The sequence below is a fragment of the Halovulum sp. GXIMD14793 genome (assembly GCF_054457435.1).
In genome coordinates, this window is sequence record NZ_JBTLNE010000024.1 from 1 (window position 1) to 14,732 (window position 14,732).

Annotated in this window: 16 protein-coding genes; 10 read left to right on the forward strand and 6 right to left on the reverse strand. The window is 52.1% G+C overall.

Translation table 11 applies throughout. The annotated features are described in order from the left end of the window. The first annotated feature begins 225 nt into the window (after nucleotides 1–225). Nucleotides 226–1,734, forward strand: a complete 1,509-nt coding sequence (locus tag ACW9UQ_RS08610) for a DUF2125 domain-containing protein (RefSeq protein ID WP_458930608.1) — start codon at nucleotides 226–228, stop codon at nucleotides 1,732–1,734. Nucleotides 1,735–1,828: 94 nt separating this feature from the next. Here ACW9UQ_RS08610 and ACW9UQ_RS08615 read toward each other — a convergent pair whose 3' ends face one another. Continuing rightward, a complete protein-coding gene (locus ACW9UQ_RS08615; RefSeq protein ID WP_458930609.1) occupies nucleotides 1,829–2,209 on the reverse strand; it encodes a Smr/MutS family protein in 381 nt (126 codons plus the stop codon). A gap of 225 nt (nucleotides 2,210–2,434) precedes the next feature. Further along, nucleotides 2,435–3,097 carry a Tim44/TimA family putative adaptor protein gene (locus ACW9UQ_RS08620; protein ID WP_458930610.1) on the reverse strand — a complete coding sequence of 221 codons (663 nt, stop codon included), beginning with the start codon at nucleotides 3,095–3,097 and terminating at the stop codon, nucleotides 2,435–2,437. A 114-nt stretch (nucleotides 3,098–3,211) separates the two neighbouring features. Here ACW9UQ_RS08620 and ACW9UQ_RS08625 point away from each other — a divergent pair, with 114 nt between their 5' ends. Together ACW9UQ_RS08625 and secB are read left to right on the forward strand one after the other, a co-directional pair. Then, nucleotides 3,212–3,679, forward strand: coding sequence for an FxsA family protein (locus ACW9UQ_RS08625; RefSeq protein ID WP_458930611.1), 468 nt, complete (start codon nucleotides 3,212–3,214; stop codon nucleotides 3,677–3,679). A gap of 42 nt (nucleotides 3,680–3,721) precedes the next feature. After that, complete coding sequence (gene secB, locus ACW9UQ_RS08630; RefSeq protein WP_458930612.1) at nucleotides 3,722–4,213, forward strand: protein-export chaperone SecB; 492 nt, start codon at nucleotides 3,722–3,724, stop codon at nucleotides 4,211–4,213. 1 nt (nucleotide 4,214) lies between these two features. Here secB and dnaQ read toward each other — a convergent pair whose 3' ends face one another. The 4 genes from dnaQ to ACW9UQ_RS08650 are packed head-to-tail and all read right to left on the reverse strand — an operon-like array spanning nucleotide 4,215 to nucleotide 6,916. Next, the gene (dnaQ, locus tag ACW9UQ_RS08635; RefSeq protein ID WP_458930613.1) at nucleotides 4,215–4,892 is read right to left on the reverse strand and encodes a DNA polymerase III subunit epsilon; all 678 of its coding nucleotides are present in this window, start codon (nucleotides 4,890–4,892) and stop codon (nucleotides 4,215–4,217) included. Beyond that, nucleotides 4,885–5,481 (reverse strand): dephospho-CoA kinase, encoded by a 597-nt coding sequence (gene coaE, locus ACW9UQ_RS08640; protein ID WP_458930614.1) that lies wholly within the window; start codon nucleotides 5,479–5,481, stop codon nucleotides 4,885–4,887. Before coaE ends, dnaQ begins: the two co-directional genes overlap by 8 nt. After that, nucleotides 5,478–6,314, reverse strand: a complete 837-nt coding sequence (locus tag ACW9UQ_RS08645) for a shikimate dehydrogenase (RefSeq protein ID WP_458930615.1) — start codon at nucleotides 6,312–6,314, stop codon at nucleotides 5,478–5,480. The genes coaE and ACW9UQ_RS08645 overlap by 4 nt, the downstream gene beginning before the upstream one ends. Beyond that, entirely contained in the window at nucleotides 6,311–6,916 is a 606-nt protein-coding gene (locus ACW9UQ_RS08650; RefSeq protein WP_458930616.1) for a Maf family protein, read from the reverse strand. Before ACW9UQ_RS08650 ends, ACW9UQ_RS08645 begins: the two co-directional genes overlap by 4 nt. Nucleotides 6,917–7,388: 472 nt before the next feature. On the opposite strand from ACW9UQ_RS08650, the gene hemJ reads away from it, so the two are divergent. The 7 genes from hemJ to ACW9UQ_RS08685 all read left to right on the forward strand — a co-directional run bounded on the left by hemJ (nucleotide 7,389) and on the right by ACW9UQ_RS08685 (nucleotide 14,694). Continuing rightward, complete coding sequence (hemJ, locus tag ACW9UQ_RS08655) at nucleotides 7,389–7,829, forward strand: protoporphyrinogen oxidase HemJ (protein WP_458930617.1); 441 nt, start codon at nucleotides 7,389–7,391, stop codon at nucleotides 7,827–7,829. A gap of 144 nt (nucleotides 7,830–7,973) precedes the next feature. Continuing rightward, nucleotides 7,974–9,245 (forward strand): transcription termination factor Rho, encoded by a 1,272-nt coding sequence (gene rho / locus ACW9UQ_RS08660; protein WP_458930618.1) that lies wholly within the window; start codon nucleotides 7,974–7,976, stop codon nucleotides 9,243–9,245. A 37-nt stretch (nucleotides 9,246–9,282) separates the two neighbouring features. Beyond that, the gene (gene mnmE, locus ACW9UQ_RS08665) at nucleotides 9,283–10,551 is read left to right on the forward strand and encodes a tRNA uridine-5-carboxymethylaminomethyl(34) synthesis GTPase MnmE (RefSeq protein ID WP_458930619.1); all 1,269 of its coding nucleotides are present in this window, start codon (nucleotides 9,283–9,285) and stop codon (nucleotides 10,549–10,551) included. 1 nt (nucleotide 10,552) lies between these two features. Next, nucleotides 10,553–12,418 (forward strand): tRNA uridine-5-carboxymethylaminomethyl(34) synthesis enzyme MnmG, encoded by a 1,866-nt coding sequence (gene mnmG / locus ACW9UQ_RS08670; RefSeq protein WP_458930620.1) that lies wholly within the window; start codon nucleotides 10,553–10,555, stop codon nucleotides 12,416–12,418. A gap of 2 nt (nucleotides 12,419–12,420) precedes the next feature. After that, the gene (rsmG, locus tag ACW9UQ_RS08675) at nucleotides 12,421–13,035 is read left to right on the forward strand and encodes a 16S rRNA (guanine(527)-N(7))-methyltransferase RsmG (protein WP_458930621.1); all 615 of its coding nucleotides are present in this window, start codon (nucleotides 12,421–12,423) and stop codon (nucleotides 13,033–13,035) included. Continuing rightward, nucleotides 13,028–13,825 (forward strand): ParA family protein, encoded by a 798-nt coding sequence (locus tag ACW9UQ_RS08680; RefSeq protein ID WP_458930622.1) that lies wholly within the window; start codon nucleotides 13,028–13,030, stop codon nucleotides 13,823–13,825. The genes rsmG and ACW9UQ_RS08680 overlap by 8 nt, the downstream gene beginning before the upstream one ends. A gap of 11 nt (nucleotides 13,826–13,836) precedes the next feature. Further along, nucleotides 13,837–14,694, forward strand: a complete 858-nt coding sequence (locus ACW9UQ_RS08685) for a ParB/RepB/Spo0J family partition protein (RefSeq protein ID WP_458930623.1) — start codon at nucleotides 13,837–13,839, stop codon at nucleotides 14,692–14,694. Nucleotides 14,695–14,732: the final 38 nt, after the last annotated feature.

The following is a 14,732-nucleotide window of genomic DNA, read 5'->3' on the forward strand; positions in this document are numbered from 1 at the left end:
CCTGCCGGGCAGTGACTGCCTGTCTGTCAAAGTCCGTCTGCTCAAGATCGCCTCCCGTTTTTGATCTTGAATCAAACGAAAGATGATTTGGGAATCCCCTAAATGCAGACGCCGCCTAGGGTGTAGAAAGTCACGATTTTCGATCACAAAGTGGCCACAATTATTCGACTCGACACAAAGCTGTGTTAAGGAATGCTCGTTCCAACACCTAAGAAAGTGTCTGTCATGAAGAAACTCTTGCTCACTTCGGCGCTTGTTGCCGCAACGTTTAACCCTGTACTGGCGCAGTCCAACTCTGATGCTGCACAATTCATCACCGGTGGGATCGCGATGATCAACGCCGAAGAGGAAGTCCTGTTCATCGGAAATCAGGAAGTCGGCAGCGACAACAGCCTGATGTTGAGCGATATCAAGTTCACACCTGAACCTGATGTTGCGATCACCCTTGACTGGATCAAGATGACCCCATCCTCCGAAAATACTGAGGATGTGATCATCACCATGGCCGACACCATCACCATCGCCGGTGAAGACCATCAAGGGCCACATCGGATTGATATCAACACGTCCAATGCAAAGATTGTTACCAATCTTTTGCTTGGTCCTCAGTTCTTCATGGATCCGCAGTCACGACTGAAGGCTTCAATCACCGCCGACAATATCAACTTCAGCGGTGATGAGCTGAATGTGGATGAAATAGATGCGCTGTCGTTCTCGGCCGATGACTTCAAATTTGGTGCCGCTTTCACCATGGCGACACGGGATGTTGATGGCGATCTGAGCTTTGATGACCTTAAGCTGTCCTACGATATCAAGGACGACTACAGCGATGGCTCCATGAAGGCTGATCTGAGCTACGAGAGCTTTGAGATGACCATGATGGGTCGCAATCTGCCGATGGACGAAGATGGATTGAAGCCGTTCATCGACGAGAATGGCGAAGCGAAAGTAACCTTCAATGTAGGCGCGACAAGTTTTGACATGGCGTCTGCGATCCCTGATCTGCCGATGACCATCGCTGGTCGGACCGGACCCGGCGCTGGCGAGATTTCGTTCATCGATGGTAACTTGCTGTATGCCGCAGAGGGTTCTGAGGCAAAGTACACTTTCAGTGCTGATCCGTCCGCTGGGATTCCGGTTCCGCCATTTGAAGTCTCTGTTGCTGGCGGTCGTGTGAACGTGCTGCTGCCGCTGCGCAAAAGCGACGAAGCGCAGGATGCCGTTGTTCAGATGGACGTTCGTGATCTGAAGATCGACGAAACCATCTGGGGTATGATTGATCCGACCGGTAATCTGGATCATGGCCCGATCAACCTGAATATCGATCTGGCTGCAAACTATCGCCTGGACCGCGCGCTGGTTGAATCGCTGGACGAAGATGGCAATGATGATGTTCCCAGCCCGATTATGCTGGGTCAGATTAACAAGGCAGACATCAATCGCGTTTTCATGAACATGGCTGGTGCTATGGTGGATGCAAAAGGTGGTTTCACCTTTGACAATTCCGCCGGGTTCCCGATGCCAAATGGTTCCATTGATATTTCGATTGAAGGTATCACGCGGATCACAGACCATCTCGTACAGATGGGTATGCTTCAGGAGCAGGACGTTGCGATGGCAATGGGCATGATCTCTGCTTTCATGAAGCAGGGTGATAAGGCCGATAGCTACACGACCACGATCAAGGTCGACGAAAGCGGCATCACCGCAAATGGTACACCTCTGCCCTTCTAATTAGGGCAATCGGCTGGTGCGCTTGATACGCACCGGCCATGAAAATCAGAACGCTCCCGTCGGATTGGCGGGAGCGTTTTTTTATTGCGTGGGACTACTTTCCCCGCACACGTTTCAAATAAACGTAGTACGCCCCCTCGCCGCCATGGCGTTGGCTGGCCGGGGTAATCTGCAGTACGATGCTGGAAAGTGGCGGCAGTGATAGCCATCTTGGAACCGATTGGCGCAGCACGCCTTTGCGTCCGGGGACTGCGCCATGATGGATCTCCGGGTCGCGACCTTTGCCTGTGACAACCAAAACAAGACGATCACCGCGACCATGTGCAGCTAGAAGAAAATCCGTCAGGGCTGTATGGGCGCGGTCCAGGGTCAGGCCGTGAAGATCAATTTTCGCATCGGGTTTTAGCTTACCGCGCTTCATCCGGCGATGCTTTTTCGCATCCATCTGCGTCGGTTGATCCTTCAGATGCTGCATAGGGTCCTTGGCCAGGTCCAGACGCACAGAAGGTTCGGGCTTTGGTATAGGTTTCGCTGTTGACCCGGATAACAAGCGTGCTTTCGAAGAAACCGGCTTTGGCGCTTTGACCTCAGTTTGAATGGAACGCTTTTCGGCGCGTAGAGGTTTTGCCGTCTCCGCAACCTGGCGCCAGATTTTCAGGTCATCCGCGCTAAGCTGGCCGCGCTTCTTCGACACCGGGGGTCAGCCGCCGGTGGCGACCAGCCTCCAGTTTGGATCGTCGCTGCCCATGATGCGGCTGAAGGTCCAGACATCTTTCTGGCGTTTGACCTCAGACGCATTGCCTTCGATCACATTGCCATTAGCATCTTTGACCACAGAGGTCAGTTCGCCAACAAAACGCAAGGTGACATCGCCTTCTTTTGAGGTTTCATCAAACTCTGCATCCACAATCTTGACCTCGCGCAGTCCGACAAAGCTGGCCTCGACGCTGTAGCCTTTGTCGGCGCGTTCGAAAACAGCCTGTGAAAAGCTGTTGTAAACCTCAGGGCTTAGGAACTGTTCAAGCGTTTTGAGGTCACCATTTTCATAGGCCATCAGGATCATTTCATAGGCCTGCCGTGCGCCGCCGACAAATTCAGTAACGGAAAAACCGGGCTCTATCCGCTTCATGCTTGCAAGCGCTTTACCCTCATCACTGTCCGGATCAGCATGATCGGCAATGTCAGGATCGGGCCCATCGCCTTCGATCACCTCAAAATCCCGTCGGCCGGATCGGGCACGCTCTGCCGGGGTTTTGGTCGTCGGCTCGAACCCGTCGCGGGTTCCAAGAACATCCCGCAGGCGCAGCACCAGGAAAAGTGCCACACCGGCCAGAACCAGAATTTGGATCAATTGCGAGCTCATCTGACGTCCCTTACCAAGTTTTTTCTTCAGCTGCATGGAATGCAGCAGGATTGCTACTTATGTAGGGATGGTGAAGCCACATGTCCATTGTGTGGTGCAATGCAAGGGAAGATCATGCCTCTTCTTCTGGTGTTTATCGTCGTTCCGCTGATCGAAATTGGCCTCTTTATCAAAGTTGGCGGTTGGATCGGCCTATGGCCAACGCTGGCGATTGTCCTTTTGACAGCCATTGTCGGTACGACCCTGATGCGATGGCAGGGGCTGAGCACGCTGAGCCGTCTGCAGGATAACGTCAAGTTTGGACAGGACCCGACGGATGCGATGGCCCATGGCGCGTTGATCCTGGTTGCTGGCATGTTGCTATTGACGCCTGGCTTTTTCACGGACGCGGTTGGTCTAAGCCTTTTGATCCCGCAAGTACGGGCTGCAGCTATTTCGCGCGCAGCCCGAACCTTGAAAGGCAAGATGACCGTTATGGCAGCTGGACCGAATGGGCCGGTCTATGATGATGTCATCGATGCAGATTTCGAATATGTCGATAACGAGAATGCGCAACCCTCTGGCTGGACGAAAAAGCCTTGAGGGTCTAGACCACCATCAAGCTTTGAGTTGAAAGAGGATTCCATGTCAGACGATACAAACTCCGCCGCGCCAGCTGAACAGGCTGCGCCCCGGCTGCAGGTCCTGAGCCAGTACATCCGCGATCTGTCCTTTGAAAATATCGCGATGCGCGACAATGTGCAGGGCGAAGGCAATCCGGATATCTCGGTTCAGGTCTCGCTTGATGCAAAGAAAAAGGGCGAGAACGACTACGAGGTGATCAACAAGGTCAAGGTTGACGCCAAACAGGGCGAAGCGCGGATTTTCCTGCTGGAACTGGAATATGCCGGACTTTTCCGGGTTGAAAATGTCCCAGAGGATAAGCTGCACCCGTTCCTGATGATCGAGTGCCCGCGGATGATCTTCCCCTATCTGCGCCGGATCGTAGGTGACGTGACCCGCGATGGTGGTTTCCCACCGCTGAACCTGGATAACATTGATTTTCTGGCCCTGTACCGTCAAGAAATTGCCCGGCGTCAGGCGATGCAGGAAAAGGAAAACCAGCCGGTTTCCTGATTTACCAGAGGGTTTCTTCCCCAAGCTTTTCGACAAAGGCGGCGTGAGCCGCCTTTTCTTTTTCCGTCAAACGGGACGGCAAAGGGGTAGCACGCGGTTTTGGTGCCCATGCTTCGGGCACACCGCCTTGGTCACCAGAAGAAACAACGCTGAGTGTCAGGCCAGGTTGCCGACCGCCGATAAGCTCAAGATATACTTCGGCCAGGATCTCACTATCGAGCAATGCTCCATGTTTTTCACGCATGGAATTGTCGACACCAAACCGGCGGCACAGCGCATCGAGGGAGTTTTGCGCACCCGGAAAGCGTCGCCGTGCTATATCAAGCGTGTCGATCGCCTGTTCCCAGGGCAACTGCGGCATATCCAGCAGACCCAGTTCAGCATTCAGAAACCGCATATCAAAGGCTGCGTTGTGAATAACCAGCTTGGCATCGCCGACAAACGTCAGAAAATCCTGCGCGATGCGGGCAAAAACCGGTTTATCAGCCAGAAACTCGTCACCCAGACCATGAACGGCAAAAGCCTCGGCCGGCATGGGGCGTTCGGGGTTGATATATTGGTGATAGGTTCGACCGGTCGGCACATGGTTCAGCAGTTCCACACCACCAATTTCAACGATACGGTCACCCTGTGACGGGTCAAAACCGGTGGTTTCGGTATCGAGGACAATTTCACGCATGCATTCCGGCCTTGATCTGCTGGAACACAGATTGCACCTGGGACCGCGCGTCATCAAGGCCGTTTGAAGTGTCGATGATATAGTCTGCGCGCGCGCGTTTCTCTGCGTCAGGCATCTGGCGGGATAGAATATCGTCGAATGTGTCGGCGGTCATGCCTGGTCGGGCCAGCACGCGTGCGCGCTGAATATCGGCATCGGCGGTGACGATGATGGTTGCGTCAACCTTGGCGCCGGTTTCGAACAGCAAAGGGATGTCGAGGATGACACAATCGGCTTTGGTTGTTGCGATAAAGGCTTCTCGGTCCTTTTGTACAAGGGGATGAATGACGCGTTCGATCCGTGCCAGCAGTTCAGGTTCATCGGCGATGGCCTGGCGCAAATGGGTCCTGTCAACATCCTGTCCGGGCCGGGCCGCGACCGGCACCAGATTTGCGATACGGGCATGGCTCTCGGCCCCCGCAGAGTAGAGACGATGAACCGCGCCATCTGCATCCCAGACCGCACATCCAAGATCGGCAAACATTGCTGCCGTTGTCGATTTTCCCATACCGATGGAGCCGGTCAGGCCAAGGATCATAGGCCGGGTCATGGTGCAGTCATGATGTTGCGAAGGTCCTGACCAACCTCTGGTCTTTGACCAAACCAACTTTCGAACCCGGGAACCGCCTGAAACAGAAGCATGCCCAGACCATCGACCGTTCGCAAATCCCGATCCTCAGCTTTTTGCAGAAGTGATGTGCGTAGCGGGTTGTAGACAATATCTGTCACTAACGCATCCGCTGGGGCATTATTCAGATTGATCTGGAGGTCCGGCTTTCCAGTCATGCCCAGTGCGGTGGTGTTGACGATGATCGCGACATCCTCGATCACTTCGGAAATGCGGGTCCAGTCGATGATGGTAATCTTGGCGCCAAACTGTTCGCGAAGAATCTCCGATCGCTGCCGAGTGCGGTTGGCGATACGCACCTCTGGCGCGCCCGCGCTTAGCAAGGCTTGAACAATCGCGCGAGAGGCACCGCCCGCCCCAAGAACAAGCGCCGGTCCGGTTTTGGCTGACCAGTCCGGGGCACTGGCCCGGATATTTTCCATAAATCCATAGCCGTCGGTGTTGTCAGCCTGAAGCGTACCATCACTGCGGAACGTGATCGTATTGGCGGCACCAATCAGAGAAGCCCGGTCCGTGACGGTATCTGCCATCGGCAGGATAGCTTCTTTATAAGGAATGGTAAGATTTACCCCGACAAAGCCAAGTTTTGGCAAAGCGCGGATACCGGTTTCGAAATCCTGCGGTTTCAGGCCAATGGGGACATAGTGTCCGGGCAACCCATATTTTTGCAACCAGTGACCATGCAACCGAGGTGATTTACTGTGCGCGATGGGCCAGCCTATCACACCTGCAAGGGGCGGGGCGGTATCGGTCATTTTGGTGCAAGACCTCTGGTTCGGAGAAAGTCGAGTACTTCGAGGAAGGGAATTCCGAGGATGGAAAAATAGTCGCCTTCGACTTTACCGAACAGGGCAGCGCCGCCATCCTCGATCTTATATCCGCCAACTGTGTCGAGAAGGTCATCCCCATGCTGGTTAAGATATTTGTCGAGTGCGGTATCAGAGAAATTCCGCATCGTGATCCGGGCGCTGCCGATAAAACGCCAGACGGGACGCGCGTTTTCGAACGCGACGGTGGCGGAATATAGTTGGTGGGTCCAATTACGTAAGGACATTAACTGGGCGCGTAGCTCTGCCTGATCTTTTGGTTTATCGAGCAAGTCAGTATCGGCGCTAAGCACCTGATCGGCCCCGATGACGATTGCATTGGGGTTTCGCCGCGCTATTTTTCCGGCCTTGGTCTCGGCCAATGCATCCGCGATATCGCGATGGGGCACCTGATCAGAAAGCAGGGCTGCCTTGATCGCGGCCTCGTCAATATTGGCTGGCTGACAAATAGGCGACAGGCCGACAGCGCGGAACAAACGGTGGCGAACAACGGATTGGGTCGCGATGATCAAATCGGCAGGCTGGGTCATGATGGTTCAGAAATGCCATATACGGCGGCGGCCGTCATCCGGTTTGTCACTATTTTTTTAGGAGAACACTGTGGATAGATATTGGGATGAATTCTCGTTTTCCCCAGAAGACTGCAGGAGCTGCATTTTTTCCAGAATCCGCACAGCCGAAATGCGGCGGTTGTTCAAACTTGGCAACTTGGTGAGTATGTATGTGAAAACTGGGGATAATCCTGTTTTTTTGGAAGGCTATAGTACTCCGGTAAAAGTTATCGACACGCATATCCCATATAAGATGTTGTTTTAATTAAATAATTATTGGAAATTCACGACCAGGGAGAAAGTGATATCCCATCGGAACAACTACGTGGACATGTGGAAAACTGATAGAGTTATGGTGATCCACATAACCAACAGGACCCACAACAAACCACTATTCTTTCTTATTTCTTTTTATATGTATTAGGGTCTGAAACCTGTTTGGGAGAAATCGATGCTAAGCATGGCATATCCATGGATTAAAGCACTGCATGTGATGGCAGTGATCGCCTGGATGGCTGGGCTGTTCTATCTTCCCAGGCTGTTTGTCTATCATGCTGAGAAAGGAGAAACAGGTTCAGAGCTTTCCGAGGTACTGAAGGTGATGGAATTAAAGCTTTTGCGGGTGATCATGAACCCGGCAATGGTTGTCGTTTGGCTGTGTGGGATCATAATGATTGTGACAATACCTGAACTTTTGCATGAGCCATGGATGTGGGTGAAGCTGGCTGCTGTGACACTGATGACAGGGTTTCATCATTGGTTGGCGTTGCGGCGTAAGGATTTTGCCAGTGATCGAAATCAACTGGCTGGGCGGAGCTATCGTATTGCCAATGAATTGCCGACAGTGCTGATGGTGGTGATTGTGACTATGGTGGTCGTGCAGCCTTTCTGATAGGCAGTGATTGACATTTACTTGTGAATGCTCATATACGCGTCAAAGCACTGGCATTCGCCGACTTATGTGTTGTTCCCAGATGATTGACAGTTTTGTCACCGACTTCCACGTGGTGCACGTGTGATATCCCAAGGTATCCCTATGGAATTTGAAGAACTCTCCCTTGCTGACCTGAAAGCCAAAAGCCCGGCTGATCTGTTAACTATGGCCGAAACGCTTGAGATCGAGAATGCCTCGACCATGCGGAAGGGCGACATGATGTTCGCCATTCTCAAAGAGCTGGCTGAAGAAGGGGTAGAGATTTCTGGCGATGGGGTGCTGGAGGTTTTGCAGGACGGGTTTGGGTTTTTGCGCAGTCCAGAGGCAAACTACCTGCCAGGCCCGGATGATATCTATGTCAGTCCGACCCAGATCCGGAAATTTTCATTGCGGACTGGAGATACGGTCGAAGGGGTGATCCGGGCGCCGAAGGACAATGAACGGTATTTTGGTCTGGTGAAAGTGTCGAAGATCAACTTTACGGATCCAGAAAGTGCCCGGCATAAAGTGGCTTTTGATAACCTGACGCCGCTATATCCAGATGAGCGGCTGCAGATGGAGATCGATGATCCGACAATCAAGGATAAGTCTGCGCGTGTCATTGACCTTGTTGCACCCATCGGAAAAGGTCAGCGATCCTTGATCGTTGCACCGCCTCGGACTGGTAAGACCGTGATTTTGCAGAATATTGCTGCCTCAATTGAAAAAAATCATCCAGAGTGTTTTTTGATCGTTCTGCTGGTCGACGAAAGACCGGAAGAGGTGACGGATATGCAGCGGTCAGTGAAGGGTGAGGTGATATCCTCGACCTTTGATGAACCGGCTGGGCGTCACGTTGCGGTGGCTGAGATGGTTATCGAAAAGGCCAAACGCCTGGTGGAGCATAAACGGGATGTTGTGATCCTGTTGGATTCGATCACGCGGTTGGGCCGGGCATATAACACTGTGGTTCCCAGCTCGGGCAAGGTTCTGACCGGTGGTGTGGATGCAAATGCTTTGCAACGGCCAAAGCGCTTTTTTGGTGCTGCGCGGAATATCGAGGAAGGCGGGTCGCTGACGATTATCGCAACGGCGCTAATCGATACCGGAAGCCGCATGGATGAGGTGATCTTTGAAGAGTTCAAGGGTACTGGTAACTCTGAGATTGTACTGGATCGGAAGATTGCAGATAAGCGTGTGTTCCCGGCAATCGATATACTGAAGTCCGGAACGCGGAAGGAAGACTTGCTGGTTGATAAAGCTGATCTTACCAAGATTTTCGTATTGCGACGTATTCTGAACCCGATGGGGACGACCGATGCGATCGAGTTCCTGTTGGGTAAGCTGAAACAGACCAAATCTAATGCGGAGTTCTTTGACTCCATGAACAGCTAGGTTACATGCTTGGGCGGTAATCTAGTCTGGGCTGGATATGGCTGATACGATTTTTGCAGAGGCGACGGCGCCAGGGCGTGCGGGATTGTCCGTTGTGCGGATCTCCGGTCCGTTGTCTGGGCACGCGGCCCGTATGTTGGCAGGCCCGCTACCGGGTCCCAGGACGGCGGCATTGCGAGAAATCCGCAGTTTGTCAGGCGAATTGCTGGATGAAGCGCTTGTTGTGTTCTTTGAGGCAGGTCGCAGTTTTACTGGCGAGGAAGTCGTAGAACTGCAGTTGCATGGTAGCGTAGCAGTCGTGCGTGCTGTTCTGACAGAGTTGGGCGCTACTGATGGCTTGCGGATGGCGGAGCCGGGCGAGTTTACGCGGCGTGCTTTGGATAGTGGGCGTCTTGATCTTACCCAGGTAGAGGGCTTGGCGGACTTGATAGCCGCCGAGACCGACCTGCAACGGCAACAAGCCATGCGGGTTTTTGGAGGGTCGCTTACCAGTCTTGCGGAGACTTGGCGGCAAAAGCTGACACGGGCTATGGCGCTTTTGGAAGTGACGATAGACTTCGCTGAAGAGGACGTGCCGGCGGATGTTTCTGCAGAGGTGCGTGCGCTGTTGACTGATGTGAAAGGTCAGATTGAGAGAGAGTTGCAGACATCGCAATTTTCAGAGCGTGTGCGTCATGGTTTTGAGGTGGCCATTGTAGGGCCGCCGAATGCCGGTAAATCCAGTCTTTTGAACTATCTGGCTGGTAGGGATGCCGCAATTACGTCTCCTGTGCCAGGGACGACGCGGGATATGATTGAGGTCCGGATGGATCTTGGCGGTATCCCGGTGACTTTGGTTGATACTGCAGGTTTGCGAGAGACAGATGATAGTGTCGAGGCAGAAGGTGTGCTTCGGGCCAGGGAACGGGCATCTTCGGCAGATATCAGGATAGTCTTGGGGAGTCATTCTGAGTCGGATGATGTTAATACTATTACGGTTACCACCAAGGCTGATCTTGGCGAGAAGGGGCCAGGCTTGGCTGTTTCGTCTGTTACCGGCCAGGGCGCGGTAGAGTTAACGCAGGAGATAGCGCAAAGGCTGCGTGGTAAAGCTAACGTTTCTGGTTCTGCTATTCGACAGCGGCATGTGGCTGCGTTAAATACTGCTAGTGACCTTCTTGAAGCAGCTTTGAACGGTGAGTGCGCAGCGGAGTTTCTAGTAGAGGATATTAGGCTGGCTGTGCGGCAACTTGAGGGCCTGGTTGGGCGTGTTGATGTTGAAAATCTACTAGATGTTGTGTTTTTGGATTTCTGTATAGGAAAATAGAGTGTTTCACGTGAAACAAGATCGCTTTGATGTAGTTGTTGTTGGTGGCGGCCATGCGGGATGCGAGGCCATTTTTGCCGCTTTTCGAATGGGTGCAAAAGTTGCGCTGGTGACGCATAGATTCGATCGCATAGGTGAGATGTCCTGCAACCCAGCCATTGGTGGTCTGGGAAAAGGCCATCTTGTTCGTGAGATTGATGCGTTGGACGGTGTTATGGGTCGCGTTGCCGATAAAGCCGGTATTCAGTTCAGGTTGCTAAATCGCAGTAAAGGAGCGGCGGTACAGGGACCTCGGGCTCAGGAAGATCGGGACATTTTTCGTCGGTCGATGCAGGCTGAGTTTAAGAGTAATCCAGAGATTGAGATTGTCGAAGGTGCTGTCGATGATCTTTTAATTGATTCTGGAAGAGTTAACGGTGTTCGTCTTGCTGATGGAAGTGAGGTAGCTTCAAGTACCGTGGTTTTGACAGCCGGAACCTTCCTAAGAGGTGTTATCCATATCGGGGGAGAGAAGCGGCCCGGCGGACGTGTTAATGATGCGCCAGCAAATCTCTTAGGGCGGCGAATTGAAGCTCTTGGTTTGCCGACAGGTCGCCTAAAAACTGGCACACCGCCCCGACTGGATGGACGAACTATTGACTGGGATCTCGTGGAGATGCAGCCTGGTGATGATGACCCAGAACTGTTTTCCTTTTTGTCCGGGCGGGTTGATCTACGCCAGGTCAGTTGTGGGATTTCCCATACAAACCAGGAAACTCACGACATTGTAAGGCTGAATTTACAAGAATCCGCTATCTATGGCGGTCATACTGACAGTTTGGGACCAAGATATTGTCCATCGTTGGAGGATAAGGTTGTAAAATTTGCTGAGAAGACCTCACATCAGGTTTTTCTTGAACCAGAAGGCTTAAATACTCACATCATTTACCCAAACGGGCTTTCGACTTCGCTATCTGCCGACACGCAAGAGAGGTTTGTTAGAACACTTGCCGGTTTGGGTTCGGCTAAAATTGTTCAGCCGGGTTATGCGATTGAGTATGACTTTGTTGATTCAAGATGCTTAACACACAGTCTTGCAGTGCGAGACCTCAGCGGTTTGTACTTGGCTGGCCAGATAAATGGAACAACGGGGTATGAAGAGGCAGCAGCCCAAGGCCTTATGGCTGGGCTAAACGCGGCAGCAGAAAGCCAAGATGGTGAGCCTGTGATTTTGGATCGGGCTACCGCTTACATCGGCGTTATGATTGATGACCTCGTGACACGGGGCGTTAGTGAACCTTACAGGATGTTTTCCTCTCGCGCAGAACACCGATTATCGCTGCGTGCTGACAATGCCGACGCGCGCCTGACGCCTATTGGAAAAGGTTTGGGTGTGGTATCTGACTATAGGTGGAAGAGTTTTTTCCGTAAGATGGAAAAGCTAAAGGTTGTTGAGGGTTCTCTTACATCTCTTGCGTTGACGCCAACAGAAGCGAATGGTCTTGATATCAAGGTAAAACTGGATGGTCGGTCTCGTACGGTATTAGACCTTCTAGGAAGCGGTAGTCTTACGCGCGATCGCCTAAAGTCCATCTGGCCAAAGCTTAAAGGCCTGGATGACTCAATAGTTGAATTGGCGGTGAATAATGCGAAGTACGCACCGTATGTCGAACGCCAGAAGAACAGCGTTGATCTGCTTCGACGCGAGGAAAATATGTCGCTGTCCAGCGATCTTGATTACGGCAGCATACCAGGGCTGTCTCGTGAACTTGCAGATAAGTTAACGAAAGTACAGCCAAGGACGATAGCACAAGCTGGTAGGATAGATGGAATGACTCCGTCTGGTCTTTTGCTTGTTATTAGTCAGAATCGGAAGTTGGAGGGGTAGAGTTGAGCCCGGACGCTTTTTTATCTCTTGGTCTGGATGTTTCACGTGAAACAACTCAACGACTCAACGCCCTCGCTAAATTGGTTAGAAAATGGAATAAGTCCATAAATCTTATTTCAAAAAGTACTACTAACGATATTTGGACCCGCCATATCGTTGATTCTGCCCAACTGCTAGCTTGCGCACCCGCTGACTTCTCAAGTTGGGCGGATTTTGGTTCTGGCGGTGGTTTTCCAGGTTTGGTTGTGTCTTGCCTACATCCCGAGAATACAGGTGTTACGCTTGTTGAGCGAGATGCTAGAAAAGTCGCCTTCCTGCAGGAAGCCAAACGCCTTCTTAGCTTAAAATGCAATATTTTGTATGATGATATAAAAAATCTACCAGATCTACGTGCAGATGTCATATCTGCCCGGGCACTTGCGCCATTGCATAGACTACTCGAACTGACTCAACCGCATCTTAAAGATGATGGTATAGCGCTGTTCCCTAAAGGTGCAGGTCATATGGATGAAGTGTCTCTGGCCAAGACAGACTGGAAGATGCAGATAGAGTACATCCAAAGCGTCACCTCAACCGACTCGACCATTCTTCGTATCAGGAACATCGCACATGTCTGACAGCCAGCGGCCACGAATATTGGCTATCGCCAACCAGAAAGGTGGCGTCGGAAAAACGACAACGACGATAAATCTTGGAACAGCACTGGCTGCCGTTGGTAAAAAAGTCTTGCTTATCGATATTGATGCTCAGGGGAACGCATCAACAGGGTTGGGTATCTCGCGCTCCGAACGCACTCTTAGTTCATATGATTTGTTGCTTGGAACGGAAAAGCTGAAAGAGATTTCGACTGATACTATTGTTCCAAACATGCAGATTGTCCCGTCAACCACCGATCTAAGTTCCCTGGATATGGAGTTGCACGACGCCAAAGATAAGAACCGCCGCCTTAGCATTGCATTAGGCAGAAAGTCTGCAGCTAAGTATGACTATATTCTGATCGATTGTCCCCCGTCGTTGAATCTACTGACGCTGAACGCCCTGATCGCCGCTGACGGTGTTCTGATACCGCTGCAATGCGAGTTTTTCGCACTTGAAGGTTTGTCACAACTTCTTCAGACCATTGGTCAGATCCGCGATACTGCCAATCACCGCCTAAGGATCAGCGGCATTGTGCTAACCATGTACGACATACGAAACAACCTTTCAGGTCAGGTCGCTCAGGATGTGCGTGAAAATCTTGGGGAATTGGTTTTTGATACCATTGTGCCACGCAACGTACGTCTCAGTGAAGCACCCTCACATGCCCTGCCAGCGCTGATCTATGATCATCGTAGTGCAGGCAGTATTGCATATCAGAAACTGGCGGCTGAGTTTCTGCGCAGAATGCGCGACGGCGCGGACGGATAGAAGGATCAGACATGGCAAAGAACGAAAAAAAAGGTCTGGGCCGAGGGCTCTCTATGTTGTTGGCCGAAGGTGAAGGCACGGCGCGCCCACCTGGTGACCGACAAATCCCGATAGAACAGATTGTCCCCAATCCTGATCAGCCGCGCCGCGATTTCGTAAAAAGCGACCTTGATGATCTGGCTAGATCAATCTCTGAGAAAGGCGTTATCCAACCCTTGATCGTCCGCGCAAGTCCTGATGGGTCTGATACCTATCAGATTGTTGCGGGAGAGCGCCGCTGGCGTGCCGCACAACAGGCAAAACTGCACGAGCTGCCCGTTATCATCCGGGAATTCTCGGATGTCGAAGTTCTTGAAATAGCTATCATCGAAAACATCCAGCGTGCCGACCTAAATCCTGTTGAGGAGGCCGTCGGCTATCGCCAGCTGATGGACCGGTTCGGGCATACTCAAGAAAAAATATCCGAGGCGCTTGGCCGCAGTCGCAGTCATATCGCCAATCTTCTAAGGCTGCTCAATCTGCCCAAGGATGTTCTCGACCTTGTCCGCAATGGACAGCTGTCTGCAGGACATGCGCGTACACTCGTCACCGCAGAAGACCCATTGACGCTGGCTCACAAGATCATCACTGAGGGTCTGTCGGTTCGCCAGGCTGAGGCTCTTGCAAAGGGGAAACCTACCCAGCAAAGGGCAGGACAGACGCGTTCGGAAAAGGATGCAGACACCCGTGCAATCGAAAAGGATCTCGCTGCACATCTTGGTCTAAAAATTTCCATTGACCACAAGCCTGGGACAGAGGGCGGAACTGTCCGTATCAGCTACTCGTCCCTCGATCAGCTTGACGGCCTCTGTCAGCTCCTGTCCAGCTAAACCATCTATAGCGTCTCGCGAAATACCCCAGACATCAG